This is a genomic window from Bacteroides sp. 1001302B_160321_D4 (assembly GCF_015667765.1).
In the GTDB taxonomy this organism is placed as follows: domain Bacteria; phylum Bacteroidota; class Bacteroidia; order Bacteroidales; family Bacteroidaceae; genus Bacteroides; species Bacteroides xylanisolvens.
The window spans coordinates 26,449-52,613 of the sequence record NZ_JADPLO010000006.1 but is presented as its reverse complement, the minus strand read 5'-3'; the positions used below and the strand labels follow the sequence as shown (position 1 = coordinate 52,613).

18 protein-coding genes and 1 pseudogene are annotated in these 26,165 nt (G+C 42.2%); 7 read left to right on the top strand and 12 right to left on the bottom strand.

Translation table 11 applies throughout. From position 1 onward, the window contains the following. Nucleotides 1-70: 70 nt before the first annotated feature. Complete coding sequence (locus KFO40_RS03885) at nucleotides 71-586, bottom strand: DUF3836 domain-containing protein (protein ID WP_008026222.1); 516 nt, start codon at nucleotides 584-586, stop codon at nucleotides 71-73. 315 nt (nucleotides 587-901) lie between these two features. On the opposite strand from KFO40_RS03885, the gene KFO40_RS03880 reads away from it, so the two are divergent. After that, entirely contained in the window at nucleotides 902-2,860 is a 1,959-nt protein-coding gene (locus KFO40_RS03880; protein WP_087323297.1) for a biosynthetic peptidoglycan transglycosylase, read from the top strand. A gap of 27 nt (nucleotides 2,861-2,887) precedes the next feature. Here the strand turns inward: KFO40_RS03880 and KFO40_RS03875 are convergent, their stop codons facing one another. The 3 genes from KFO40_RS03875 to KFO40_RS03865 form a co-directional block, all read right to left on the bottom strand. Further along, on the bottom strand, nucleotides 2,888-4,261 hold the full coding sequence (locus tag KFO40_RS03875; protein WP_211146109.1) for a hypothetical protein: 1,374 nt from the start codon (nucleotides 4,259-4,261) through the stop codon (nucleotides 2,888-2,890). Between the two features lie 86 nt (nucleotides 4,262-4,347). After that, the gene (locus KFO40_RS03870; protein WP_004314989.1) at nucleotides 4,348-5,040 is read right to left on the bottom strand and encodes a DUF4476 domain-containing protein; all 693 of its coding nucleotides are present in this window, start codon (nucleotides 5,038-5,040) and stop codon (nucleotides 4,348-4,350) included. A 115-nt stretch (nucleotides 5,041-5,155) separates the two neighbouring features. Then, a complete protein-coding gene (locus tag KFO40_RS03865) occupies nucleotides 5,156-5,995 on the bottom strand; it encodes a S1 RNA-binding domain-containing protein (protein ID WP_211146084.1) in 840 nt (279 codons plus the stop codon). A 187-nt stretch (nucleotides 5,996-6,182) separates the two neighbouring features. On the opposite strand from KFO40_RS03865, the gene KFO40_RS03860 reads away from it, so the two are divergent. Then, the gene (locus KFO40_RS03860; RefSeq protein ID WP_117684704.1) at nucleotides 6,183-7,184 is read left to right on the top strand and encodes a malate dehydrogenase; all 1,002 of its coding nucleotides are present in this window, start codon (nucleotides 6,183-6,185) and stop codon (nucleotides 7,182-7,184) included. Nucleotides 7,185-7,255: 71 nt separating this feature from the next. Here KFO40_RS03860 and KFO40_RS03855 read toward each other — a convergent pair whose 3' ends face one another. The 3 genes from KFO40_RS03855 to KFO40_RS25810 form a co-directional block, all read right to left on the bottom strand. Beyond that, nucleotides 7,256-7,696 (bottom strand): Fur family transcriptional regulator, encoded by a 441-nt coding sequence (locus KFO40_RS03855; protein WP_004314986.1) that lies wholly within the window; start codon nucleotides 7,694-7,696, stop codon nucleotides 7,256-7,258. Between the two features lie 7 nt (nucleotides 7,697-7,703). Next, entirely contained in the window at nucleotides 7,704-9,650 is a 1,947-nt protein-coding gene (locus KFO40_RS03850) for a heavy metal translocating P-type ATPase (RefSeq protein WP_008026196.1), read from the bottom strand. A gap of 123 nt (nucleotides 9,651-9,773) precedes the next feature. Continuing rightward, the gene (locus tag KFO40_RS25810) at nucleotides 9,774-9,905 is read right to left on the bottom strand and encodes a hypothetical protein (RefSeq protein WP_008026195.1); all 132 of its coding nucleotides are present in this window, start codon (nucleotides 9,903-9,905) and stop codon (nucleotides 9,774-9,776) included. A 999-nt stretch (nucleotides 9,906-10,904) separates the two neighbouring features. Between KFO40_RS25810 and KFO40_RS03845 the strand changes: the two genes are divergently transcribed. Next, entirely contained in the window at nucleotides 10,905-12,227 is a 1,323-nt protein-coding gene (locus KFO40_RS03845; RefSeq protein ID WP_211146083.1) for an ATP-binding protein, read from the top strand. A gap of 71 nt (nucleotides 12,228-12,298) precedes the next feature. Here the strand turns inward: KFO40_RS03845 and KFO40_RS03840 are convergent, their stop codons facing one another. The 5 genes from KFO40_RS03840 to rpoN form a co-directional block, all read right to left on the bottom strand. Then, complete coding sequence (locus KFO40_RS03840) at nucleotides 12,299-14,143, bottom strand: 4-hydroxy-3-methylbut-2-en-1-yl diphosphate synthase (RefSeq protein ID WP_211146082.1); 1,845 nt, start codon at nucleotides 14,141-14,143, stop codon at nucleotides 12,299-12,301. A 147-nt stretch (nucleotides 14,144-14,290) separates the two neighbouring features. Then, nucleotides 14,291-14,800, bottom strand: coding sequence for a 5-(carboxyamino)imidazole ribonucleotide mutase (purE, locus tag KFO40_RS03835; RefSeq protein ID WP_004296231.1), 510 nt, complete (start codon nucleotides 14,798-14,800; stop codon nucleotides 14,291-14,293). 52 nt (nucleotides 14,801-14,852) lie between these two features. Further along, a complete protein-coding gene (gcvH, locus tag KFO40_RS03830) occupies nucleotides 14,853-15,233 on the bottom strand; it encodes a glycine cleavage system protein GcvH (RefSeq protein WP_087317834.1) in 381 nt (126 codons plus the stop codon). Nucleotides 15,234-15,262: 29 nt separating this feature from the next. Then, complete coding sequence (locus tag KFO40_RS03825; RefSeq protein ID WP_004316578.1) at nucleotides 15,263-15,934, bottom strand: hypothetical protein; 672 nt, start codon at nucleotides 15,932-15,934, stop codon at nucleotides 15,263-15,265. A 46-nt stretch (nucleotides 15,935-15,980) separates the two neighbouring features. Continuing rightward, complete coding sequence (rpoN, locus tag KFO40_RS03820) at nucleotides 15,981-17,465, bottom strand: RNA polymerase factor sigma-54 (protein WP_074558636.1); 1,485 nt, start codon at nucleotides 17,463-17,465, stop codon at nucleotides 15,981-15,983. Between the two features lie 196 nt (nucleotides 17,466-17,661). Between rpoN and KFO40_RS03815 the strand changes: the two genes are divergently transcribed. The 4 genes and pseudogenes from KFO40_RS03815 to KFO40_RS03795 all read left to right on the top strand — a co-directional run bounded on the left by KFO40_RS03815 (nucleotide 17,662) and on the right by KFO40_RS03795 (nucleotide 26,163). Beyond that, nucleotides 17,662-22,473 carry a RecQ family ATP-dependent DNA helicase gene (locus tag KFO40_RS03815; protein WP_087317833.1) on the top strand — a complete coding sequence of 1,604 codons (4,812 nt, stop codon included), beginning with the start codon at nucleotides 17,662-17,664 and terminating at the stop codon, nucleotides 22,471-22,473. 74 nt (nucleotides 22,474-22,547) lie between these two features. Further along, a pseudogene (locus tag KFO40_RS03805) lies at nucleotides 22,548-23,347 on the top strand (KilA-N domain-containing protein). 115 nt (nucleotides 23,348-23,462) lie between these two features. Then, nucleotides 23,463-24,836, top strand: a complete 1,374-nt coding sequence (locus tag KFO40_RS03800) for an aminopeptidase P family protein (protein ID WP_015531661.1) — start codon at nucleotides 23,463-23,465, stop codon at nucleotides 24,834-24,836. A gap of 16 nt (nucleotides 24,837-24,852) precedes the next feature. Beyond that, the gene (locus KFO40_RS03795) at nucleotides 24,853-26,163 is read left to right on the top strand and encodes an acetylxylan esterase (protein WP_087317869.1); all 1,311 of its coding nucleotides are present in this window, start codon (nucleotides 24,853-24,855) and stop codon (nucleotides 26,161-26,163) included. Nucleotides 26,164-26,165 lie beyond the last annotated feature (2 nt).

Genomic DNA, 26,165 nt, shown 5'->3' with positions numbered 1-26,165 from the left:
GGCAATCCACCGTTTTTAATGCAGTTAAATTAAGAGAGAGAGAAGGAGTTTCACAACTCCTAATTTATTTTTATCTGCTGGCAGTCAGCAGAGTTGCTTCATTCGTTGCCGGAGTAGCCACGTTCATAGCCCAGTTCACACTGGATTCTTCAATCCATTTATCATTCCATTTATAGTTCATATAAGCTACCGGCATATTAGCGTCGTTCAATTCATACACGCTCTTTTCAACAGATGCATCGTAAGCTCTGTGTGAGTCATTCCAACGTGCGTATACCAAAGTGATTTCATTAGAAGAATAAGTATAATCAATCTTGAAGTACGGCAGCCATTTGTCAGTGGAAGCATCCCATTTGAAAGCCTCTTTGGTAGCCATTCTCTTTTGATCGTCATAGGTAAAATCATATTTCATGTGGCGATAAAGAGAGCCATCTAATCTGTAAATCACCTTCGATACTACAAGATCACCTACTGTTTCTTCATTAGTAATGAAGTTATTGTTTTGTGCCTTCACTGTTGCATTAGAGATACCTGCAAATACCATAGCAACTAAAACGATCATTCTGAATAATACTGTAGTTTTCATAATTGTATATTTTTTATTTGTTCAACATTCTGTTTTTTTGGTTCTTCTGTTTATTAGACGGATCAAGTGTCTCAAACGGTTGCAACATTCTGAACTTTTTTCATTTTTCTTCGTTGTCCGCTTGCGACTATAGATATGCAACGAGCGTGCCAAAAATATAACAAGCTAATAATCAGAAAGATTGCAAAACAGAGTGGTGTACGAAAATGAACAGTTGTACGCTTAGAATCGAACAACCAATTAAAAAAACAGTTTATATACTACGAAACAGAATATTGCCTACCTTTGCATCCGATAAATTATCAAAATCAAACGATGAAAAAGAACAGTAAGAAACATATTCTTCTGCTGTCAGCCAGTGGGGGTCTACTCATCTGTCTCATCAGTCTTTATTTAAGTCGCAACGCTCTCTTAAGAAGCATAGTCGACAAACGTACCTCCCATATTGAGCAAACTCACGGGCTACGTATTCATTACGATAATCTGGAAATGAATGGATTGAATGAAATCATCCTCGAAGGTCTCTCTGTTGTACCCGAACAACGAGACACATTACTGACACTCACATCCACTCGTGTCAAACTGAACTTCTGGAAATTACTAAGCAGAAAAATAAAAATACGTTATGTAGCCGCAGACGGAATTACACTTGCATTCACAAAGCGGGATTCCGTCGCCAACTACGATTTTCTTTTTAGAAAGAAACCAGAATATCTCACTCGAAAGTCGCCACAAACGGCCCCCCAAACAAATTACGCAGAACGAATCAACAAAATATTAAATTTATGTTATGGTTTTATGCCCGAAAACGGACAACTAAACAATATCTGTATCACGGAAAGAAAAAACAATAATTTTGTATCTCTCACTCTTCCTTCTTTTATCATTAAAGAAAATCATTTTCAATCCGTCATCACCATACAAGAAGACAGTTTAGCACAGCATTGGATAGCCAATGGTGAACTGCACCAACATTACAACTCATTAAAAGCAACGCTTTATTCATCTGATTCTCTAAAAGTTTCCATACCTTATATAACACGTAGATATGGTGCTAAGATAACCTTTGACACTTTATCGTATAGCCTGACGAAAGAAATAGGGTCTTCCAAACAAGTCTATCTCAAAGGAAAAGCAAGAGTGAACGGGCTGGACGTATTTCATAAAGCCCTCTCTCCTGAAATCATTCATCTCGATCGCGGACAACTCTGTTACGAGATGAACATAAACGGACACTCATTTGAATTGGACAGTACCACCATTGTTGACTTCAACAAACTCCAGTTTCATCCTTATTTACGGGTCGAGAAGGAGAAGGGAAACTGGCATTTCACTGCAGCAGTCAACAAATCCTGGTTTCCGGCAGACGATCTGTTCAGTTCTCTGCCGAAAGGATTATTCAGTAATCTGGAAGGTATAAAGACAAGTGGCGAGCTGGCTTATCATTTTCTGTTAGACATTGATTTTGCGCAACTGGATAGTCTCAAACTGGAATCTGAATTGAAAGAAAAAGATTTCCATATCATAAGTTACGGAGCTACTTCACTCTCCAAAATGTCCGACGAGTTCATTTACACAGCTTATGAGAATGGAGTGCCGGTACGAACCTTCCCTATCGGTCCTTCATGCAAACACTTTACACCCTTGGACAGCATTTCCCCCATTCTAAGAATGTCTGTCATGCAAAGCGAAGATGGAGCATTCTTTTATCATCGCGGTTTTCTGCCCGATGCCTTACGGGAAGCACTGATTTACGACCTGCAAGTGAAACGCTTTGCACGCGGAGGAAGTACGATCACCATGCAACTGGTAAAGAATGTATTCCTGAACCGTAACAAGAACTTTGCGCGTAAACTGGAAGAAGCATTGATTGTGTGGCTGATAGAGAATGAAAGACTAACTACCAAAGAACGTATGTACGAAGTATATCTGAATATTGTAGAATGGGGACCGCTCGTTTATGGTATTCAGGAAGCGTCTGCTTATTATTTCAAGAAACGCCCTTCGCAACTGACCACGGAAGAAAGTATTTTCCTGGCTTCCATTATCCCGAAACCCAAGCATTTCCGCAGTTCTTTTGCAGAAGGCGGACAATTAAAGGAGAATATGGAAGGTTACTACAAACTGATTGCAAAACGTCTTGCACAGCAAGGAGTAATAAGTGAAATCGAGGCGGATAGTATCCGCCCCGAGATCCAAGTTACGGGCGACGCCCGGAATAGTCTAGCCGGTGAAAAACCGGAGTCTAGTTCTCCTACCGCTGAGGAGCAATGAGATTGATATAAATAATAAAGGAATAGGTTATCTTCTTGAACTGCTGTTTCTTTCAGAAGAACGGGAAGAGCTTTGAGTGCTATTACTTCTCGTACTTCCGGAAGAAGAGCGTCTTTCTGTTTGTCCGCTGGAAACATTGCTCCGGGTAGAGCTACCGCTGCTTCGAGTAGAACTCGAACTACCGCTACTACGGCTAGAGGTAGTACTACTGCGACGGCTGGTAGTATTTTCACTACTGCGACTGGAATTACTACGACTGGAGCTAGAACTGCCACGATTGGAACTAGAACTGCCACGACCGGAGCTACCACGACTGGAAGAACTATTGTTTCTACCAGAACTGTTATTTCTATTATAGGAACCACTACTATCGTTTCGCCTACTTGAACTTTCCCTTGAACTACTACTTGTTTTTCCACTTTCACGGTTGGAACCGCTACTTGTCGAACTTCCGCTTGTCGGTCTGCGATTAGAGCTTGAAGAACCGGAACTTGTTTCCGGACGGCGACCGGAATTACGATCTCCTTCTACTCTGTTTGTATTCCCGTTTCTATCAGGAACAACCTCTTTATTCGGCCTCCCATTTCCGGACGGTGTAGACGGTCTGACAGAAGTTGAAGGTCTATCTCCTGATTCCGGACGAGGGCGAGTAGACGTACCAGGTCGCGTTGTCGTTCCGGGACGAGACGTATCAGGACGAGTAGATGTGCTTGGACGAGACGTTCCGGGACGTGTTGTTGATGAACCCGGACGGGAAGAATTACCCGGACGTGTCGGTGCATTATGCGGACGAGTGGAAGTATTCGGACGGAACCGGACAGAACCGAAGTCCGAACGACGATAAGAGTGATATACTCTCTGATCTCTCACTCGGTGCGGTGCAGAGTAATGGTTGAAATTAGTATATCTTCCCCGATAGTAGCTTGTATGGTGAAAGTGCGGACGATAATGCGCTCCACAATAAGTACGGTAATGATAAGGCACACCAAAATAGAACAAGCTACGGTTCGGGTAATTGATGTACACCCTGAAACTCCATTTCCCTCCGGTTACATAAATCGGCCGATAGAAATACTCGGCACCGAGAAACCGGCGATACTGCGCATCACTCAATACCCAGCGAAGATCGTCGTTACGGATATCCAAAGCTTCATAATAATCATCCAATGCCCATTCGTAACCACGTGCTACGTAATCCATTATATTACGGACAGAATAAATAAAGTCGTAATTAATCTCATACGCATCATTATATTGCTGTGTACTCAAACTCAATTCATACGCCATCTTATCGGTAAGAAAACGTGTCTCCTTACGTACCTTGCTGGTGCTCATTCCAGCCATTACGGTCATATTGGCAGTCAGACCGACCGCAAAGAGTAAAAACAGTATTCGTTTCATCATTTAATCTCCTATCATTTATTATTCCGATAATATTCCTCAATAAACATGCGTAACATATCTCTATAACCGTACAGTTAATAGTATCAACGCCGACCATACCCTATCACAAAATCATTCATCTTGTCCTTACTGGAAGTAAATGTCAGGGTATTAATCACTGTAAAGAAAGCTTCTTTATCTACAATGCGGGGATACATTATCTTCATAATTTCCATCCGGTCATCGTCGAATGTATAAAGTTTGGTCAGTTGGAGACATTGGGCAGATGTAAAATCAGAACCGGCCAATGCAGCATTAAGCAACTTTATACGATCATCTTTAAAAGGCTCCTTCTTCATCTCATTATAAAACGTTTGAAAGAGCTGATCGTTCATTACCCTGTTGTAACCATATCCCGGGCGGTGTTCTCCTTGTCCCGGACGATGTCCCCCCTGTCCGGGGCGGTCGGGTCTTTCCGGATGCATGTTATCACGTCCGTCTACCCATATCTCTTTCACTCCCCTACCATCGAAATAAACATAGTCTTTATACAATTTTTCTCCTTTCCATACTCGCTCTCCCGGACGGGTAAAGCGGGTGGCATATACTTCAACAGTATAATGTCCGGGATTCAAATTGGCTATAAAGCAGGTAGTAGTAGGCAAACTGATTTGGTTTCCTCCCAAGTAAACAAGTATCGGAGTATTCCCGCCGTCGATACGGATTCCGTTAACAGACTGCGCTTGTAAGGAAAGGGCAGCGAACAGGATGCAGAAACTTATTATAATCTTACGCATAACTTATCTCGTTTTTATTATTTATATCTTTAATCTGATACCACAAAAATAGGGTGAGGAAACTCCCCACCCCAATGATTCTCTCTATTCGTATGTAGGGAAATCCCTATTCTGTTTAGGAATCCGCCAAAACAATGCCATCCTCGTGCAAGGTTATCAGACGTTTCTTATACAAGTCGCCCACTCCTTTCTTAAAGGTTTTCTTGCTGACACCAAACGTGTCGTAGATATCTTCCGCAGGACTTTTATCATTCAAGTTGATTCGTCCCCCGTGCTCTTGGATATAGTCTAGCAACGTTTTCGAAAAATCGTCAATCTTTTCAAAACCGGGTTTCTGAAGAATCAAATCTACCTTACCATCTTCACGCACTTGTTTCACAAAAGCTTTCATCTCCATCCCCGTCTCCAACGGACAGAATATTTCATTTTCATACAACAAACCGCTATACATATCATCTATAATTGCCTTAAAGCCTAAATCCGTCTTCTGCCAGATAAGAATATTCACCTCTGCTCCCGGAGCATATTCCGGCTTTTCTTTCGACAGATAACGTTCCACTTTTGCTGAAGCCACAATACGGTAACTCTCTTCATCCACATGTGCATGAACCACGTATTTCCGTCCAACCTGCATTTTCATCTTCTGCTCACGGAACGGCACAAACAGGTCTTTCATCAATCCCCAGTTCAGGAAAGCTCCGTATTGATTTACCCAGGAGACTTCCAGACAAGCAAACTGTCCGACCTGCACTAACGGGGTCAGTGTCGTAGCAATCAGCCTCTCATCCATATCCAGGTAAAGAAATACATTCAAAAAATCTCCTATCTTACAATCCTCGGGCACATAGCGGGTAGGCAACAAAATCTCACCTTCTTCCCCACCATCGAGATATATGCCGAAATCGACTTCCTTCACGACTTCAAGCTGGTTGAACTTTCCTAATTCGATGCTCATATTCTTATCTATTATATTATATAAGCAGCAAAGATAATCTATTTTGAATAGATCCCTCAATCAGTCAGCTATAACTTTTCGTTATCGAGAAAAACTATTTGCAATGAACAATCTGCGTTCTAATATGTTAACTTTGTAGCGACAAAAAGAAAGAGTAAATTATTCACCTTTTTAAACATATAAAATTATGGAATTTCTAACCAACGAGAAACTTACGATTGTGGGAGCTGCCGGAATGATCGGCTCCAACATGGCACAAACAGCCATGATGATGAAACTCACTCCGAATATTTGTCTCTATGATCCATTCGCACCAGCTTTGGAAGGAGTAGCTGAAGAACTGTATCATTGCGGTTTTGAAGGTGTCAACCTTACCTATACTTCCGATATCAAGGAAGCGCTGACCGGAGCTTCTTATATTGTTTCTTCCGGTGGAGCAGCCCGTAAGGCAGGTATGACCCGCGAAGATCTGTTGAAAGGAAATGCAGAGATTGCCGCTCAATTCGGAAAAGACGTTCGTCAATATTGCTCGAACGTAAAACATATCGTTGTCATCTTTAATCCTGCAGACATCACCGGCTTGATTACTTTGTTGTATTCAGGTTTGAAACCTTCACAAGTTTCTACATTGGCTGCGTTGGATAGCACCCGCCTGCAAAACGAACTGGTGAAATACTTCCATATCCCCGCTTCCGACATTCAGAATTGCCGTACGTATGGCGGTCATGGAGAACAAATGGCTGTATTTGCATCTACCACCAAAATAAAAGGAGAACCCCTGACCGATTTCATCGGTACTACCCGCCTTCCGTTGACGGAATGGGAAGCACTGAAAGTACGTGTCATCCAGGGTGGAAAACATATCATCGACCTGCGCGGCCGTTCTTCTTTCCAAAGCCCGGCTTATCTGTCTATCGAAATGATTGCTGCTGCTATGGGCGGACAGCCATTCCGCTGGCCTGCCGGAACGTATGTTTCCAATGGCAAATTCGACCATATCATGATGGCGATGGAAACTTCAATTACTAAAGACGGCGTTACTTATAAAGAAATAGCCGGAACTCCTGCCGAACAGGAAGAATTAGAAAAGAGCTACGAACACTTATGTAAACTTCGTGACGAAGTGATTGAAATGGGAATCATCCCAGCCATCAAGGACTGGCATGCTTTGAATCCCAATATTGACTAATCAAACAATATTAGCGAAAGCAGAAGGCCGAAACCTGACGATCTTTTTATCGTTCCGGGTTTCGGCCTTTTTTATTTCATTGCCAATGTCATTCCCACGGAAGAACATTCCTGACAAATCCCTTTAAGGACATAATTAATGCTATGCAAAGTAAATCCTTCAGGCAAATCAATCACCGGGATATGGGTACCTTCCAGGCAGAATGTACGATGACATTTCTCACAATAAAAATGCGAATGTAAATCCTGTACCACACAATTGCAAGAGTTGTCGCAAACGGCATACTTCAACGAGCCGCTTCCATCGTCTATGCTATGTATGAGGTGATGAGACAAGAAGAGAGCGATGGTACGGGATATGGTCGATTTATCAACTGTGTCGAGCAATGTTTCGAGGTCAAGCAATGACACTGCACGCTCTGCCTGCATCATCTCTTTTATCACCAAGAGCCTTATTGCAGTTGGCTTAATGTCTCTTCTGACCAGCTTATCCAAATAAATATCTTCTTCCATCTTTCTCCTATTTTATCATTTTCTGTATTCTGACGGCGTTCATAATAGCAAGCAACGCAACGCCTACGTCTGCGAAGACAGCTTCCCAAAGAGTAGCGATTCCACCGGCTCCCAAAATCAATACAAGCAATTTCACTCCAAATGCCAGTGATACATTCTGCCAAATGATTCTTCGTGTCAACTTTCCTACTTTGATAGCTTCGGCTACTTTCGACGGCTGATCTGTCTGTATCACGACATCGGCTGTTTCAATGGCTGCATCACTGCCCAATCCTCCCATAGCAATACCGACATGACTCAAAGCAAGCACCGGTGCGTCATTCATTCCATCGCCGACAAATGCAATCCGGTTTGCCTCATCCTGACGCAATTCTTCCAGGTGTTTCACTTTCCCTTCCGGCAGCAAGTCGCCATAGGCTTTCGATATGCCGAGCTTCTCCGCAAAGTTAGTAACAATACTCTGTTTATCACCGGATAATATCTGTATGTTTTCAATATTTAAAGCTTTTAAGCGGTCAATAGCTACCTTTGCATCTTCTTTCAAGGCATCAGCCAACAACAGATAACCGGCATAACGGTTTCCAACAGCACAGACTACAATGGTATCTGTTATCTTCAACAATTCTTGCGGAAAGGATATATCAAACTTGGACAGTAACCGGCAATTACCAACCAGAACCGGTATTCCGCCTACCGTTGCTTCCAATCCGAAGCCGGCATATTCTTTCGTATCGGTAACGGTTACGCGTTCTATGTTTTGTTCTTTTGCGTAGTTTACAACAGCCTTGGCAATCGGATGTGTGCTATCACTTTCTACCGAAGCAATCAGTTTCACTAATTCTTCTTCCGAAATATCGCCTGCACTTTTACAAGCCTGCACATCAAAGGTTCCTTTTGTCAGGGTTCCTGTTTTATCGAATACCACCGTATTGATTTTGGTGATAGCATCCAGATAATTACCGCCTTTGAATAAAATACCCAATCGGGATGCCGCTCCGATACCACCAAAATAGCCTAATGGAATACTAACCACCAATGCGCATGGACATGAAATCACCAAAAAGACCAAAGCTCTGTATAACCAATCATTAAATGTGAATACAAATGCAGGATTGATAAGTGAATAGACAAATGGAGATAATACAATTAATACGGCCAGTATGATAACAATCGGTGTGTAAACACGGGCAAACTTGCGAATAAACAATTCTGCCGGGGCTTTGCGTTCGGCGGCATTCTGAACAAGTTCCAATATTCGGGCGAGTGCGCTCTTGTCAAAAGGTCTCGTCACTTCAAGTCGGATTACCTTGTCGGTTACAATCATTCCGGCAAGCACTTCCTCCCCTTTCCGAATATTACGAGGCACGCTTTCGCCCGTTAATGCAGCTGTATTAAAGGCGGCAACTTCATTCTGCATGATTCCATCCAATGGCACTCGCTCACCTGCCTTTATTTCTATGATTTCACCGACTTTTATCTTTTTAGGACTTTCAGTAACAAGATTACCCTCTCTAAGTACCAGTGCTTTTTCGGGTCTTACGTCTAATAAGGCTCCGATATTACGTTTGGCTTTATCTACCGCTTTACCCTGAAACAGTTCTCCTACTGTATAAAATAGCATCACGGCTACGCCTTCCGGATATTCGCCAATATAGAAAGCTCCCAAAGTAGCAATAACCATTAGGGTGAACTCACTGAAATAGTCTTTTCCCCTGATGCTTTCCCAGGCTTCTTTCATCACCGGAATTCCTACCGGAAGATAGGCTACGATATACCATATCAAAGAAACATATCCTTCACGGAAGAATGCTAAATCAAGAGCATTCATGATTATTCCACCTGCCAGCAGCAGGAGAGAGAATATCACTTTCCCATATTCATGGAATACCGAAACCTTTGCATCAACCTTTTTTTCTGCTGCGCATGAGTGAGCGCCACAACTACAATGTCCCATAACATTCATCATTTAGTTGATGCAAAGGTAGCAAATGATTTATGCAACAAAGTTGCAAAATCGGTTTTAGCACCTTTCAATGTCAGCAATATCGCAACAGCCATTTCCAAACCGGCACGACTTCTATATCCAACTCATTCCCTGAAATTGTCCTTTCTTCATCCCAAGTAATGATATCGGTCTTTCAACCAGCTGAATCTTACTAATTTCTTGCTGACGCTCGGCTATAATTGCCTTTATTATTCGTTTTTCCATAAAATATGCTCTTTATATTGCACAAATATAGCAAAAACATACTTAATATATTAAGCAAGACTTCTTTTTCTTTCCAACTGTAGCTACTATTTTCTTTAGTTGTCAACTGCTACTTATCCTTTACAGGACGAACTTTGACAGGACAGAAGAAGATTACATATAAATTTGATGATTCTTATTGTCAACCAAAGTTTTTTCCCGATAGTATAATGATTATCACCGGTTTACATGCTGACAATAAGCCATGACAATAGGCTGACAATAAAAAATCAGAACTTTTATTGTCAGCCTGTTCCATTTTATAAGCACCTGAAGGACATCATCGCCTGCAGTAACCATACCATCCACATAGAAAGCAGCTTTTTAAAATGAATCCCCCTATTAAATGAATGTTATATAGCCGGTATCTTTCACTTAACAAGTAGGTATTGTTCCATTAAAGCATCAGTATTGTTAACTCTCCACGGCTGTGACGAGATCTTTCCACAGCCGTGGTAGGAACTCGTCACGGCTGTGGGAAGAAGTCACCACGGCCGTGACAAAGTAAAGATAGCGGTACTTTAGTAGAACTATACTGGCACTCTAGGGCAACTACATAGGCACGTTAATGGAACTATATAGGTAGATATCACTTTGGGAGGCTGTTACTAAAATGCGACGTTACTTCAGAACATGCTTCTAAAGCTATTATTTATCAAGTCATAAAAGGATCATAAGAGATAAAAATAAGGCTGACAGTAAAAGTAGATATATTTTATTGTCAGCCTATTATCAGCATCTATTGTCAGGTGATATAGTATTGATATTCATATACTTGAATATCACCCTGACAGTTTGACAATAAAATTGGTACAAATCAATAGAAACGATCATAAAATTTTTAATTGGGAAGGGTAAAGAATTTATAAAAAGAAAGAAAAAGTTTGCCGTTCCCCTAAGAATAAATATCTTTGTAACCGTGGTTACAGTAACCACAGTTACTAATATAATTCACTGACTATGAGGTTTTATAATAGAGAAGAAGAACTAAAAGAGCTAAAACGAATTCAGCAATTGGCATTTGAGGAAAGTTCAAGAATGACAGTCGTTACCGGTCGCCGTAGAATTGGGAAGACAAGCCTCATTATGAAAGCCGTTGAACAGACTCCCACTGTCTACTTATTTATAGGGCGCAAAAATGAAGCAACCTTGTGCGAAGAATTCATCCCACTTATCGCACAAGCCCTACAAATCTTTGTTCCGACAGAAATCCGAAGTTTCCGAAACTTATTCCAATACCTAATGCAGCTTTCGACACAACGGACTTTCAACCTGGTTATTGATGAATTTCAGGAATTCTATACTATTAATGAATCCATATTCAGCGATATGCAAAATATTTGGGACCAATATCGGAAGTCCTCACACATGAATTTGATTGTCAGTGGTTCCATCTATTCTCTTATGCAAAAAATTTTCCAAGACAACAAAGAGCCGCTCTTCGGAAGAGCTGATAACATAATCAAGCTGTCAGTCTTCAGTCTCTCTGTTCTAAAAGAAATCATGCATGAATATGCCCCGACACATTCGAATGATGATCTTTTAGCACTTTATACTTTTACTGGCGGGGTGCCTAAATACGTGGAACTTTTTTGCGACAACCATACGCTTCACGTGGAAAGCATGATCCATTTTATGGCTCGCGATAATTCTCCCTTTACCGAAGAAGGAAAAAATTTGTTGATAGAAGAATTTGGAAAAAATTACGGAACCTACTTTTCTATTTTAAGTGCAATTGCCGGAGGCAGAAATACACAAGCAGAAATTGAGGCAGCACTAGGAGAAAAAAGCGCAGGTGGCTACCTGAAACGTCTGATAGACGATTATAATATTATCATACGCCAACGTCCCATTTTAGCTAAAGAGAGCTCAACAACTGTCCGATATGAAATATGTGATAATTTTATTAGGTTTTGGTTCAATTACTTCGATCGTAACCGTTCATTGATAGAAATTAAAAACTTTGTAGGGCTGCGTAATATCATAAAAGCTGATTATCCAACCTACAGCGGAAAGATATTAGAACTTTACTTCAAACAGAAATTCGCAGAAAGTTATCAATTCCGTGCCATCGGGTCATGGTGGGAAAACAAAGGGAACCAAAACGAAATAGATATTGTTGCACTCGGTCTTGAAAAAAACAAAGCAGTAGTTGCTGAAGTAAAACGCCAACGTAAAAACTTTAAGCCAGAGTTGCTGGAACAGAAAGTTGAACATTTGAAGAAAAAGCTATTGCCTCGTTATACTATTGAAACAATGTGTTTGTCATTGGAAGATATGTAGTACATAGTTAGGCACGGATGACAGGTTTTCTATGAGATCAGTCCCCATCACCTGTATTCCGTGCCCAATTATCATTGTTGGTTTTCTTCCCGATCTGTCCGGATAAACTCCAGGAGTCGTTCTACCGCCTCTTCTTCAGGAATATTCTTTTCTACACACACCTTGCCTTTATAAAGACTGATTTTGCCTCGTCCTGCTCCTACATAACCGTAGTCAGCATCCGCCATCTCACCGGGACCATTCACGATACAGCCCATAATGCCGATCTTCAAGCCTTTCAAATGTGAAGTGGCTGCCTTGATACGGGCAATTGTTTTTTCCAAGTCGTAAAGCGTACGGCCGCAACCGGGACAGGATATGTATTCTGTCTTAGAGGTACGGGTACGTCCGGCCTGCAAGATTCCGAAAGCAGTGGCGTCGACAACGGCATGGCTCAAACTGCCCTGATTGAACAGGAAGATACCATCGCAAAGACCGTCAAAGATCAAGGCTCCCATATCGGCTGCGGATTTTATCTGCAAATTCTCCGCATCATCTTCCGCATAATGCTGGAAGAAGACAACCGGATTCTGCAAACCTTCCGTCATTAGCTGATGCACCAGTGCACGGTGCTCACCCAAACGGTTCGGATGGTTGCTTTGAGAGATGATTACCACTTCCGGGTGGTACTTCAAACAGGCTATCACTTCATCTGTTTGGGCCATATAGGGTATAAACAGGAATTTAAGCGCTGCATCACATTCACCCATCAACGGTAATTGCGCATGATTGAAAGCAGGCCAGGTTCCGGCCTCTCCTTGCCATACGTCCGCATCAAGAATATATTCCACGCCTTCTTCCCGTTGTTCGGGCAAGGCTCTTCCGGCATAAATATAGTCCGGAGTGAATTGCGGATTTACTTCTGTCTTTCCGTCCATGCGGTCGGCAATGACTACGGGCACATGTTCGCCTCCGATATTACGGACCGCTTTTGTCTTCCGGCGTTCAGGAGACAGATAGTTGAATTCAGGCGCCTCCAATCCCGGAATATAAGGATGCTCCTGCCTCAACAGAACATAATCCACCAATTTACGGGCTACCGGAATTTCAGCTTCGGGTGCTTCACTCAAAGATACGCGGATGGTATCGCCCAACCCGTCGCTCAACAATGCTCCGATGCCGAGAGCCGACTTGATACGCCCGTCCTCTCCGTCTCCGGCTTCTGTCACTCCGAGGTGTAATGGGAAAGCCATCCCCTCTTTTTCCATGACGTCCACCAACAGACGAACGGTTTTCACCATTACCACGGTATTGGAGGCTTTGATGGAAATCACCACATCTGTGAAGTTCTCCGCTACACAGATACGAAGGAATTCCATACAGGATTCCACCATTCCTTCGGGAGTATCACCATAGCGTGACATGATGCGATCGGACAAAGAGCCATGATTCACACCGATCCGGATCGCAGTGTGATTCTCCTTACAGATATTCAGGAACGGGACAAACCGGTCATGGATTTTCTGTATTTCTTGCGCATACTCCTCGTCTGTATATTCCAGTTTCTTAAAAGTACGCGCAGCATCTACATAGTTTCCCGGATTGATGCGCACCTTTTCCGCATATTGAGCAGCTATATCCGCCACTTTCGGATTGAAATGCACATCGGCAACCAATGGAACCATATATCCCTGACTGCGTAGTCCGATATTGATATTCATCAGATTCTCCGCTTCCTTGATACCCTGCGTTGTGAGGCGGACATACTCGCCACCTGCATCAACAATACGTTTCGCCTGTTCCACACAAGCCTGCGTGTCCTGTGTAGACGTATTGGTCATCGACTGGACACGAATAGAATTGGGGCCGCCCAACGGCACAGCCCCAATATTTACTTCTGTGGTTTCTCTTCGAAAATAATTGAATAGATCAACCATTTTGATTTATGATTTATGATTTACGATTTATGATTTGATGACTGAAAACACTTTCTGCGCAATATGCAAAGACAATGCGCAAAGACAACATACGATTTACGAAGATATTTCAATCGTCAATCGTAAATTGTCAAATCGTAAATCACATTAGTTTGTTTTATATTCAAACTTAACTTCTTTCAGTTCTTCGTTTGCTTTTACGATTTTCTTTTTCAGTCCTTCTTTGTAAGCAGCAAAAGCTTCTGCCAATTTCTCGTCACTCAATGCCAACATCTGAATGGCAAGGATAGCGGCATTCATCGCTCCGTTTATAGCAACCGTTGCCACAGGAATGCCCGGAGGCATCTGGATGATAGAATAAAGTGCGTCTACACCATCGAGCACGGAACCTTTTACGGGTACTCCGATCACCGGTAGTGTAGTGTTGGCTGCAATTACACCGGGAAGGGCGGCAGCCATTCCGGCAGCGGCGATAATAACTTTAATGCCACGGTTGCGGGCATTCTTTGCAAACTCTTCCACAGCTTCAGGCGTGCGGTGAGCAGAAAGCGCGTTCATTTCGAACGGTACATGCATATCATTCAGCAGTTGCGCAGCCTTCTCCATAACAGGAAGGTCGGACGTGCTACCCATGATAATACTTACAATTGGAGTCATTTCGATTTACTATTTTACGATTTACTATTTACAATTTAAAGTGAGGTAAGAATTATCCGTTCACCACAGCTTTGTATGCTTCGGCATCCAGCAGGTCTTCCACAGCTTTTATATCTGTCGGTTTCATTTTAATCAACCAACCTTCGCCATACGGATCTTTATTAACCAGTTCCGGATTTTCTTCCAATGCTTCATTTTGTTCCATCACTTCACCTGCTACAGGCAGGAAAAGATCGGAAATTGTTTTCACTACTTCGATGGTTCCGAATGTCTCACCGGCTTCCAACGTTTCACCAACAGTCGGTATGTCTACGAACACGATATCACCCAATTGTTCTTGAGCATAATCAGTGATACCTACGTATGCAATGTCTCCTTCAACGCGAATCCATTCGTGTTCGTTCGTGTACTTCAAATTCTGTGGAAAGTTCATAATAATTAGTTTTTAGGATTTATACTGTTTTAAAATAAAAATACTCGAAATAAGATGTTGCTCACGGGATGAAGTACCAAAAGGGCACATATCAAGCCAACCGCAAAACCGGAAAGCACCTCACCCAACGTGTGATGTCCCAATACAATTCGTGCAGAACCTAATATACCGGCAATCAATATAAACAGGCATAACCATCCGACCGGATTGTAACCGAACAAAGCACTGAAAGAAACCAGTCCGCCGATCACTCCGCCTATTCCTGCCATGTGTTCACTCAATTTCCATTTCAAATTCACTGCAATGCAGATAATAGATACTACCAAAGAAACGAGGATGATCCCTGTCATATACCAAGGTATATTCAGCCGGCGCATCATCAACAGGCAGAACACATACGAGATGATAGTCAGCAGAATCGGTACATAACGTTTCTTGCGCTCACTTAACTCCTGACGGGCAAAGCCATTGATTTTACGAAACAGGAAAATGGTAATGGTAGGTGTCAGTATGGTAAAGCAGTAAACAATTCCCAACACGATCAACTTATATTGTATCGGCATGATACGAAGATAAGAAAACAGGAATAACACCAGAAACGATAAAAACGGAATAGAAAATGGAGTAAAGACCATCGAAGTAGCTCTCGCCACCTGCAACATTGTCTTATCCGCTATGATATGTTCTCTCTCTCTGTCCATCAGCACTAATACTTAATACTTTATACTTAATACTTTATATTCGTTCTCATTTTCGAAGTCGCGCAACCGGAATATTCAACTGCTGACGGTATTTGGCTACCGTTCTACGAGCAATGGGATAACCTTTCTCTTTCAAGATGTCCGCCAATTCATCATCTGTCAGCGGTTTCTTCTTGTCCTCCCCATCAATACACTCTTTCAGAATCTTGCGTATCTCGCGGACAGACATTTCTTCGCCGTCCTCTGTGGTATACCCGTCGCTGAAAAAGAATTTGAGCGGATAGATGCCGTAATTTGTCTGCACATATTTACTGTTGCTCACGCGGGAGATCGTTGAAATGTCCAGTCCGGTACGTTCAGCCACATCTTTTAAAATCATCGGTTTCAACAGAGATTCGTCTCCTTCCAAGAAGAAAGGACGTTGTAAGTCAATGATAGCCTGCATGGTAGTCATCAGGGTATTCTGACGCTGCCGCACAGCATCGATAAATCCTTGTGCCGCATCCATTTTCTGCTTCAGGAACATCATCGCTTCTTTGGATTCTTTTGATTGATTAGCCCTGTTTTTGGTATGTTCTTCCACCATTTCCGTGAAGTCGCGACTCATACGGAGTTCGGGGACATTACGGTTATTGAGGCTTATATTGATGGTTCCGTCATCATACGTTTCCACGATAAAGTCGGGAACTATCTGTTGGAGATTCCTGCCGATCGCTTCTCCCAAAGAAGCACCCGGACGGGGATTCAGCTTGGTTATCTCATTAAGAGCTTCCTGGAAAGTCTCTTCATCAATGTCCAGTTTCTTTATAATCTTCTCCCAGTGTTTACGGGTGAATTCTTCATAGCACTCTCTAATGATACGTTCTTCCAACTCCAGTATCGGATTGGGCTTCTTCTCTTCATCCTTCTTCCGGCAAATCTGTATCAACAGACATTCCTGAAGGCTACGGGCACCGATACCAGCGGGATCAAAATCCTGCAAGATACAGAGTGCTTCTTCCAGTTCTTCTTCTGTCGATTCGATGCCGGCATAAATCGCCAGTTCATCACAGATGCTCTCCAATGACTTACGGAGCAGTCCGTCATCGTCCAATGAACCGATCAGATATTCCACCAAGTCACGCTGATGTTCAGTCAGGTTGCGTTCACGCAACTGTTCTTTCAGGATTTCATAAAAAGAAGTGGAATCGGAGAACGGAATATCCTCCGCCTGTTCATCTTTCGAACGGTTGTTTTCTTGTAATTTATAATCGGGAATATCGTCTTCAGTCAGATAATCACTCAAAGAATCATAATCGTTGGCATCGCTATCCATGCCATCTTCCGTAGTGTCGGAATCAGCATACTCATCCGCAGTGTTTTCTTCTTTACCTTCTTCAAGTGCCGGATTTTCAAGCAGTTCAGCATGGATACGGTCTTCCAGCTCTACTGCGGGAAGCTCCAACAGTTTCACGACCAGAATCTGCTGGGGCGAGAGCGTTTGTACTTGCTGTTGCGCCTGAGATTGTATTTGACGGGAACCTTGTGCCATATTCGTTTTTGCTTTCTACTATTTCTCGCTACAAAAGTAACTTTTTAACGAGAGATTACACAGATTAGGGAGATAATTTTTAATCCTATAACACTAAAATTATCTAATGAACAAATATTTATCCACCGAAGTTCACGAAATTTCAATCAGTTAGTATTATCTTTGGACAGTTGATTTACAAAATAAAACAACACGTATGACAAATATCACATTCATCGACCTTGAAGTTAATCCTGTAAATCGTCAAATATTGGACATGGGAGCCATCCGCAACGACGGAGTCCCTTTTCATGCCAATTCGCCTGCCCAATTCATACAATTCATCACGCAAACGGAATACATAGGCGGGCACAATATACTCAATCACGATCTTAAATATATCATTCCCCTATTTCAACAAACCGGGTATATACAGCCCAAAACAATAGATACGCTCTATCTGTCCCCACTTCTGTTTCCTGCCAAACCGTACCATCATTTACTAAAGGATGACAAGTTGCAAACGGACAGCCTCAACAATCCGCTGAATGATTCGATGAAAGCGCATGAACTTTTTCTAGCGGAAGTGGAAGCCTTCGGACGCCTGGACGAAGATTTGAAATATATCTATTACTCATTGCTGCATCCTACTGACGAATTTAAGTCTTTCTTCGATTTCATTGCTTATACCATACCATTCGGAAAGTACGATAATCCGGAAACAGTTATCCGTCGTCGTTTCGCAAAGGAAGTATGCGAGCATGCCCAGCTCGAAAACTATATTTCCCGGGCTCCCATCGAACTGGCTTATTGCCTTGCACTTATCAATTGCCGGGATCGGTATTCCATCACCCCGCCATGGGTGCTGCATAACTTTCCAAGAGTGGAATCAATCATGTACGTGTTGCGCAATACTCCTTGCCTGACAGGGTGCGTCTATTGCAACCAGGCTTTCGATATACACCGTGGATTAAAACATTTTTTCGGTTTTGACGCTTATCGTACTTACAACAACCAGCCTTTACAGGAGAATGCGGTACAAGCGGCGGTAGAAGGGAAATCGATTCTCGCTGTTTTCCCTACCGGCGGGGGAAAGTCTATCACTTTCCAAGTACCAGCTCTAATGAGCGGGGAACAGGTAAAAGGACTTACCGTAGTCATTTCTCCCCTGCAATCTTTAATGAAAGACCAGGTGGATAATCTGCGAAAAAACAACATCACTGACGCTGTCACTATCAACGGACTGTTGGATCCTATAGAACGTGCCAAGTCCTTCGAAAGTGTAGAAAACGGTTCCGCTTCAATACTTTATATATCACCGGAATCATTAAGGTCAAAAAGTATCGAAAGGTTACTATTAGGACGGAAAGTAGTCCGCTTTGTTATTGACGAAGCACACTGTTTCTCTTCTTGGGGGCAGGATTTCCGTGTGGATTATCTTTATATAGGTGATTATCTTAAACAGCTTCAGGAGAAGAAAGGTTTGCAACAGCCGATACCCGTCTCCTGTTTCACAGCCACGGCGAAACAGAAAGTTATTGAGGATATCTCTACCTACTTTAAGGATAAATTAAATATCCGTCTCGAACTGTTCCGTAGCGACATCAGCCGGACCAACCTGCAATATCAGGTTTTCGAGCGGAATCAGGAAAATGAAAAATACAATAGTCTGAGAGATATTATCGAGCAGAAAAGCTGTCCGACCATTGTTTATGTCGCCCGTACCCGTACAGCTACCAAACTGGCAGCACGCCTGAAACAGGATGGATTTTCGGTTGCCGCTTTTCACGGGAAAATGGACATTAAGGATAAGACAGAAAACCAGAATGATTTTATCGCCGGCAACATACAGATTATGGTAGCTACTTCTGCCTTCGGAATGGGAGTGGATAAAAAAGATGTCGGTCTAGTCGTCCATTATGAAATATCGGATTCTCTCGAGAATTATGTTCAGGAAGCAGGCAGGGCAGGACGCGACGAGCACATCAACGCTTCCTGTTATATTCTCTTCGATGAGGAAGACTTGAATAAACATTTTATCCTGCTCAACCAGACCAAATTGCATATCGGAGAAATACAGCAAGTATGGAAATCCATTAAAGAAATTACCCGTCTTCGCCCCAAGGTTTCCCAGTCCGCTTTAGAGATAGCACGCAAAGCCGGATGGGATGAAAACGTAACCAACATAGAAACCCGTGTCACCACTGCCATAGCGGCACTTGAAGAGTCCGGTTATCTGCATCGCGGACAAAACTCTCCCCGGGTGTTTGCCGACAGCATATTGGCCAAAACGGCTCAAGAAGCTATTGACAAAATAAATCTGTCTCCCCGCTTCAACGAGAAACAGAAGATGCAGGCTACACGAATCATCAAGAAACTGATTTCAACCAAAAGTCGCAAGCATGCAAACAGCGAAGTACCGGAATCCCGGATTGATTATATCTCCGACCATCTAGGCATCTCCAATGAAGAGGTTATTCAAATCATCACCCTGCTTCGGGAAGAAAAGATACTGGCTGACTCACGTGACCTCACTGCTTATATTTTAAGAAAAGAGCAGTGCAACCGTTCACTGGAAATAATCAGATTTTATAATAAGCTAGAGAATTTCCTACTGACTGTTTTTGAGGAAGAACAAAAAATAGTCAATCTGAAGGAATTACGGGAAGAAGCGGAAAATGCAATTCAAAGAAATGTAAGCCCGGACAAGCTAAAAGCACTTATAAACTTCTGGGCGGAGAAAAACTGGATAAAACGTTCCTATCGGGACGACAACAGAAATCATATTTCCGTTTATCTTCGTCCGCAAACCGGCATTCCATTCGAAAAAAGATGTGAGAACAGGCATTGCCTGTCCGAGTTCATTATCGATTATCTTTTCAATAAAATCGAATCAGATACTGAATCTGTAACAAGAGAAGAAATTCTTGTCGAGTTTTCCATTTTGGAATTAAAGAAGGCTTACGAGAATCAGAATGTTCTGTTCCAAGAATCAGTCACTCTCGAAGAAATAGAAGATACTCTCTTTTATCTCTCCCGAATGGGAGCTTTACAGATAGAGGGTGGGTTTCTTGTGATATATAACCGGATGAACATTGAGCGGTTGGGGGCTACTAATATACGATATAAACAGGATGATTACCGTAAGTTGGAACAGTTCTACACCAATAAGATACAACAGATACATATTGTAGGCGAATATGCCCGGAAAATGGTCCATGACTATCAGGCTGCCTTGCGACTTGTAGACGATTATTTTAGTTTGAACAGTACTTCTTTTATTCAGAAGTATTTTCCCGGCAGCCGGAAGGATGAAATTAACCGACGAATCACACCGGGCAAATACAGGCAGTTATTTGGGGAATTATCCAAAACGCAGTTGGAAATCGTTAATGACAATCAACCGGGGCATATCGTTGTAGCCGCCGGTCCGGGAAGCGGAAAGACACGCCTGCTTGTGCATAAACTGGCTTCTCTCCTGTTAATGGAAGATGTGAAGCATGAACAATTATTGATGCTCACTTTCTCCAGAGCAGCCGCCAATGAATTCCGAAGCAGGTTACACGATTTAATAGGTAATGCGGTGGGGTATATTGAGATAAAGACATTCCACTCCTATTGCTTTGATTTGTTGGGACGCCAAGGGTCTATCGAGAAATCAAAATCCGTAATTAAGGATGCAGTAGAAAAGATTAGAAACAGCGAAGTGGAAATCAGCCGCATCACCAAAAGCGTACTCGTGATTGATGAAGCCCAGGATATGACAGAAGACGAGTTCGCACTTATCGCAGCACTTATCGAAAAGAATGAATCATTGAAAGTTATTGCTGTGGGAGATGATGACCAGAATATCTATGCTTTCAGAAATTCCGACTCCCGGCATATGCAGTCTCTTATTACCAACTATCAGGCACGGCATTATGAGTTATGCGAGAATTTTCGAAGCAGGAGCAATCTCGTTGCATTTGCCAACGCGTTCGTCAATCTGATCCCGCACCGGATGAAACATACACCGATACAAGCCCATCAACTTGAAAAAGGTTCCATCCGTATTACACAATATCAATCCGACAATTTAATTGTTCCGCTAATAAAGGATGTTCTCGAAAGTCCGCTAGCCGGCACCACCGGCATACTTACAAAAACAAATGAGGACGCTGTCTTTATAGCTTGTCTTTTACAGGAACAAGGGATGCCTGTCCGGTTGGTACAAACTAATAGTGGAAACTTTTATCTGGGTGATTTAGACGAGATTCGTTATTTCAACCGGGCATTGGATCTGAGTCAAGATACTCATCTTATTGATGACGAACGGTGGGAAACTGCTAAGAGATGCCTTAAAAGAGAATTCGGCCATGCCCAATCATGGGAAATATGTCGCAATATAATACTCAATTTTGAACAAGTCTATTCGCGCAAATATCACTCGGATTGGACTAATTATCTTTTTGAGTCAAAGTTGGAAGATTTTTATCCGGTTCAAGGTGAAGCGATTGTTGTCTCTACTATTCATAAAGCGAAAGGAAAAGAATTCGACAATGTTTTTCTGCTCCTTACTAATATAGAATCACTTTCGGACGAAAAGAAGCGTGAAGTCTATGTCGCCATCACTCGTGCCAAACAAAATCTGTCTATTCACACAAACGGACATTATCTGAGCAATATTGCTAATGGTCTTGCAGAATACCGGATAAACAGCAATACATATCCGGCTCCGCAAAGTTTATGTTATACGTTAACTCATAGAGACTTATGGCTTGATTTCTTCATTGACTCTCATTGCCAGGCTGCAATAAATACCCTAAAAAGCGGTATGTCTCTACGACTTACAGAGAAAGGATGCACAGATTTTTCAAATAATGAGATTCTACGTTTCTCTAAAAAGTTTAAAGATATACTCAACGAATTAATACAGAAAGATTATAAACTGGAAAAAGCTTCTGTCAACTTCGTTGTATATTGGGAAAAACAGGAAGATAAGAAAGAAGCCAAGATTGTATTGCCGAAGGTTGTTTTTAAAAAGGTATAAAAGGAAATTGGATTACTCGGTTATTTACTAATATATTATCGTACCTTTGAAAAGTTAAAACCTAAAAGACTGACATGACAAAGATAAAAGTACAGAATACAGAGATTGCAGTCGTATCATATCATGATGACGATTATATTTCATTAACCGATATGGCACGCAGTCAAATGCAAGAACATATTATTTTCAGATGGCTTAGTCTGAAAAGTACCCTTGAATATATAGGTGAATAGGAAATGCTATACAACACTAATTTTAATTGTACCGAATTCGGTACAATTAAAATGCAGCCGGAAGCAATAATTTTGTACTTTCTGTAAAGACGTGGATTGAGCGCACAGGAGCTATCGGCATTATCTCAAAGGCAGGACGATATGGAGGCACATATGCTCACCGTGACATTGCCTACCATTTCGGAATGTGGATCAGTCCTCGTTTTCAATTGTTGCTTGTTAAAGAATACCAACGTTTAAAAGAGCAAGAACAGACTCAAGTAGGATGGAATGCAAAAAGAGAACTATCTAAGATTAATTACCGTATTCATACTGACGCTATTAAGCAAAATCTAATTCCTACCGAAGTTACCCCCAAACAAATAAGTATTATCTACGCCGACGAAGCTGATATGCTAAATGTAACGATGTTCGGCATGACAGCTAAGATGTGGCATGAACAGAACCCCGAACTAAAAGGAAATATCCGCGACTATGCCTCTATCAACGAACTCATTTGTCTTTCTAATATGGAAAATCTCAATGCTGTCTTTATTAATCAAAGCATCCCACAAGGTGAACGGCTGATTAAGCTCAATCAAATTGCCATTCAACAAATGAAGATATTAGAAGGTGACGGAAAGAGGAAACTACTGAAATAAACTTCTTTATTATGTGTTTAGGATGTTCATGAGTAAGACACATATTCTTCCAACTTTATTCGTTTATTCCAACGTTTTTATGTAAATTTGCTACAAAACTAAAAATTAGGACAATATGTTTGCCAAAGAAACGTATATGCAGCGAAGAGCCCTGCTAAAAAAGAATTTAGGCTCCGGGGTATTGTTATTTCTCGGAAATGACGAGTGCGGACTGAACTACGAGGATAACACCTTCCGTTATCGTCAGGATTCTACTTTCCTTTATTATTTCGGACTTTCATGCGCCGGCCTTTCGGCTATTATCGATATTGATGAAGACAAAGAAATCATTTTTGGAGATGAACTGTCTATCGACGCAATCGTATGGATGGGATCGCAACCTACATTACACGAAAAATGTGAACGTGTGGGCGTAAAAAATCTGATGCCGTCCGCAGAAATTACAAGCTATCTCCACAAGTGCGTCCAGAAAGGGAAAGCGGTTCATTATCTGCCACCTTACCGTCCCGAGCATAAATTGAAACTGATGGATTGGTTGGGTATTCCCCCTACACGCCAGGAAGGTTCTGTTCCATTCATCCGTGCCGTTATCGCCCAACGTAATTACAAATCTGCCGAAGAAATTGTAGAAATAGAGAAGGCTTGCGATGTAACTGCCGATATGCACATCACCGCCATGAAAGTGCTCCGTCCGGGCATGTATGAATACGAAGTGGTAGCGGAAATGAACCGGGTAGCCGAATCTAACAACTGCCAGCTTTCTTTTGCCACCATTGCCACTATCAACGGACAGACTTTACACAACCACTATCATGGAAATAAAGTAAAACCGGGTGATTTATTCCTAATTGATGCAGGCGCAGAAGTAGAATCAGGCTATGCAGGCGATATGTCGTCTACCATTCCTGCCGACAAAAAGTTTACAGCCCGCCAGCGCGAAGTATACGAGATTCAGAATGCGATGCATCTGGAATCTGTAAAAGCCCTCCGTCCGGGTATTCCTTATATGGAGGTATACGAACTGTCTGCCCGTGTCATGGTAGACGGTATGAAGGCACTCGGATTGATGAAAGGAAATACGGAAGATGCGGTCCGCGAAGGTGCTCATGCGTTATTCTATCCTCACGGATTAGGTCACATGATGGGATTGGATGTACACGACATGGAAAATCTAGGAGAGATATGGGTAGGATATAACGGTCAGCCGAAGAGCACACAGTTCGGTCGCAAATCGCAACGTCTCGCCATTCCGTTGGAACCGGGATTTGTACACACGGTAGAACCAGGTATTTATTTTATTCCGGAACTGATTGACATGTGGAAAGGAGAAAAGAAATTTACCGATTTCATCAATTATGATGTAGTGGAAACTTATAAGGACTTCGGTGGTATCCGCAATGAGGAAGATTATCTAATTACAGAAACCGGCGCCCGCCGATTAGGTAAGAAGATTCCTTTGACACCGGAAGAGGTGGAAGCTTTAAGATAAAACAATGAATAACACCATGAAGAGACTACTTTTATCTGTATGGCTATTGTCACTTACCTTGCTATCCGCCGTAGCTGAAAACTATCCTTATAAAAGCGATGTGCTTTGGGTCACCGTACCCAATCATGCCGACTGGCTTTATAAAACAGGAGAAAAAGCAACTGTGGAGGTACAATTCTATAAATACGGTATCCCCAGAGATAACGTAACCGTCACTTATGAAATAGGTGGTGATATGATGCCTGTTGCCGATACCAAAGGAAGTGTAACTTTAAAGAATGGCAGGGGAGTGATTCCTGTGGGCACAATGAAAGAGCCGGGATTCCGCGACTGTCGCCTGAAAGCAACCGTAGATGGAAAGACCTATTCACATCATATCAAAGTAGGATTTTCACCGGAAAAACTTCGTCCGTATACCACCATGCCTTCCGATTTCAAGGAATTTTGGGAAAAGGCAAAAGCGGAACAAAAGGAGTTTCCCCTAACGTATACCAAAGAACATGTCGAAAAATATTCCACTGATGAAATAGACTGTTATCTCGTAAAATTGCAACTGAACAAACGTGGGCAATGCGTCTACGGATATTTATTCTATCCGAAAAAAGAAGGAAAGTTTCCGGTTGTCCTGTGCCCTCCGGGAGCAGGTATCAAAACCATCAAAGAACCTCTACGTCATAAATATTATGCGGAGCAAGGATGCATCCGTTTTGAATTCGAGATACACGGCCTGAATCCGGAAATGACTGATGAAGAATTTAAAGAAATCAGCAACGCTTTCAATGGCAGAGAAAACGGCTATCTGACCAATGGGCTCGACAGTCGTGATAATTATTATATGAAACGGGTATATCTGGCCTGTGTACGCGGTATCGACTTTCTAACTTCCCTGCCGGAATGGGATGGCAAAAATGTAATTGCACAAGGAGGTAGTCAGGGAGGCGCCCTGGCATTAATCACCGCCGGACTGGATGAACGGGTGACAGCTTGTGTCGCCAATCATCCTGCATTAAGCGATATGGCAGGCTATAAAGCCGGACGTGCCGGTGGATATCCTCATTTCTTTAGAAATTCGGTAGATATGGATACCCCCGAAAAAATAAAGACAATGGCCTATTATGATGTAGTGAACTTTGCTAAATTGATAAAAGCAGACACCTATATAACATGGGGATTCAATGATGACACCTGTCCTCCAACCACCAGTTATATTGTATACAATGTACTAAACTGTCCGAAAGAAGCCCTAATTACTCCTATTAATGAGCATTGGACCTCTAACGATACGGAGTATGGACATCTGCTTTGGATAAAGAAGCATTTAAAATAAAG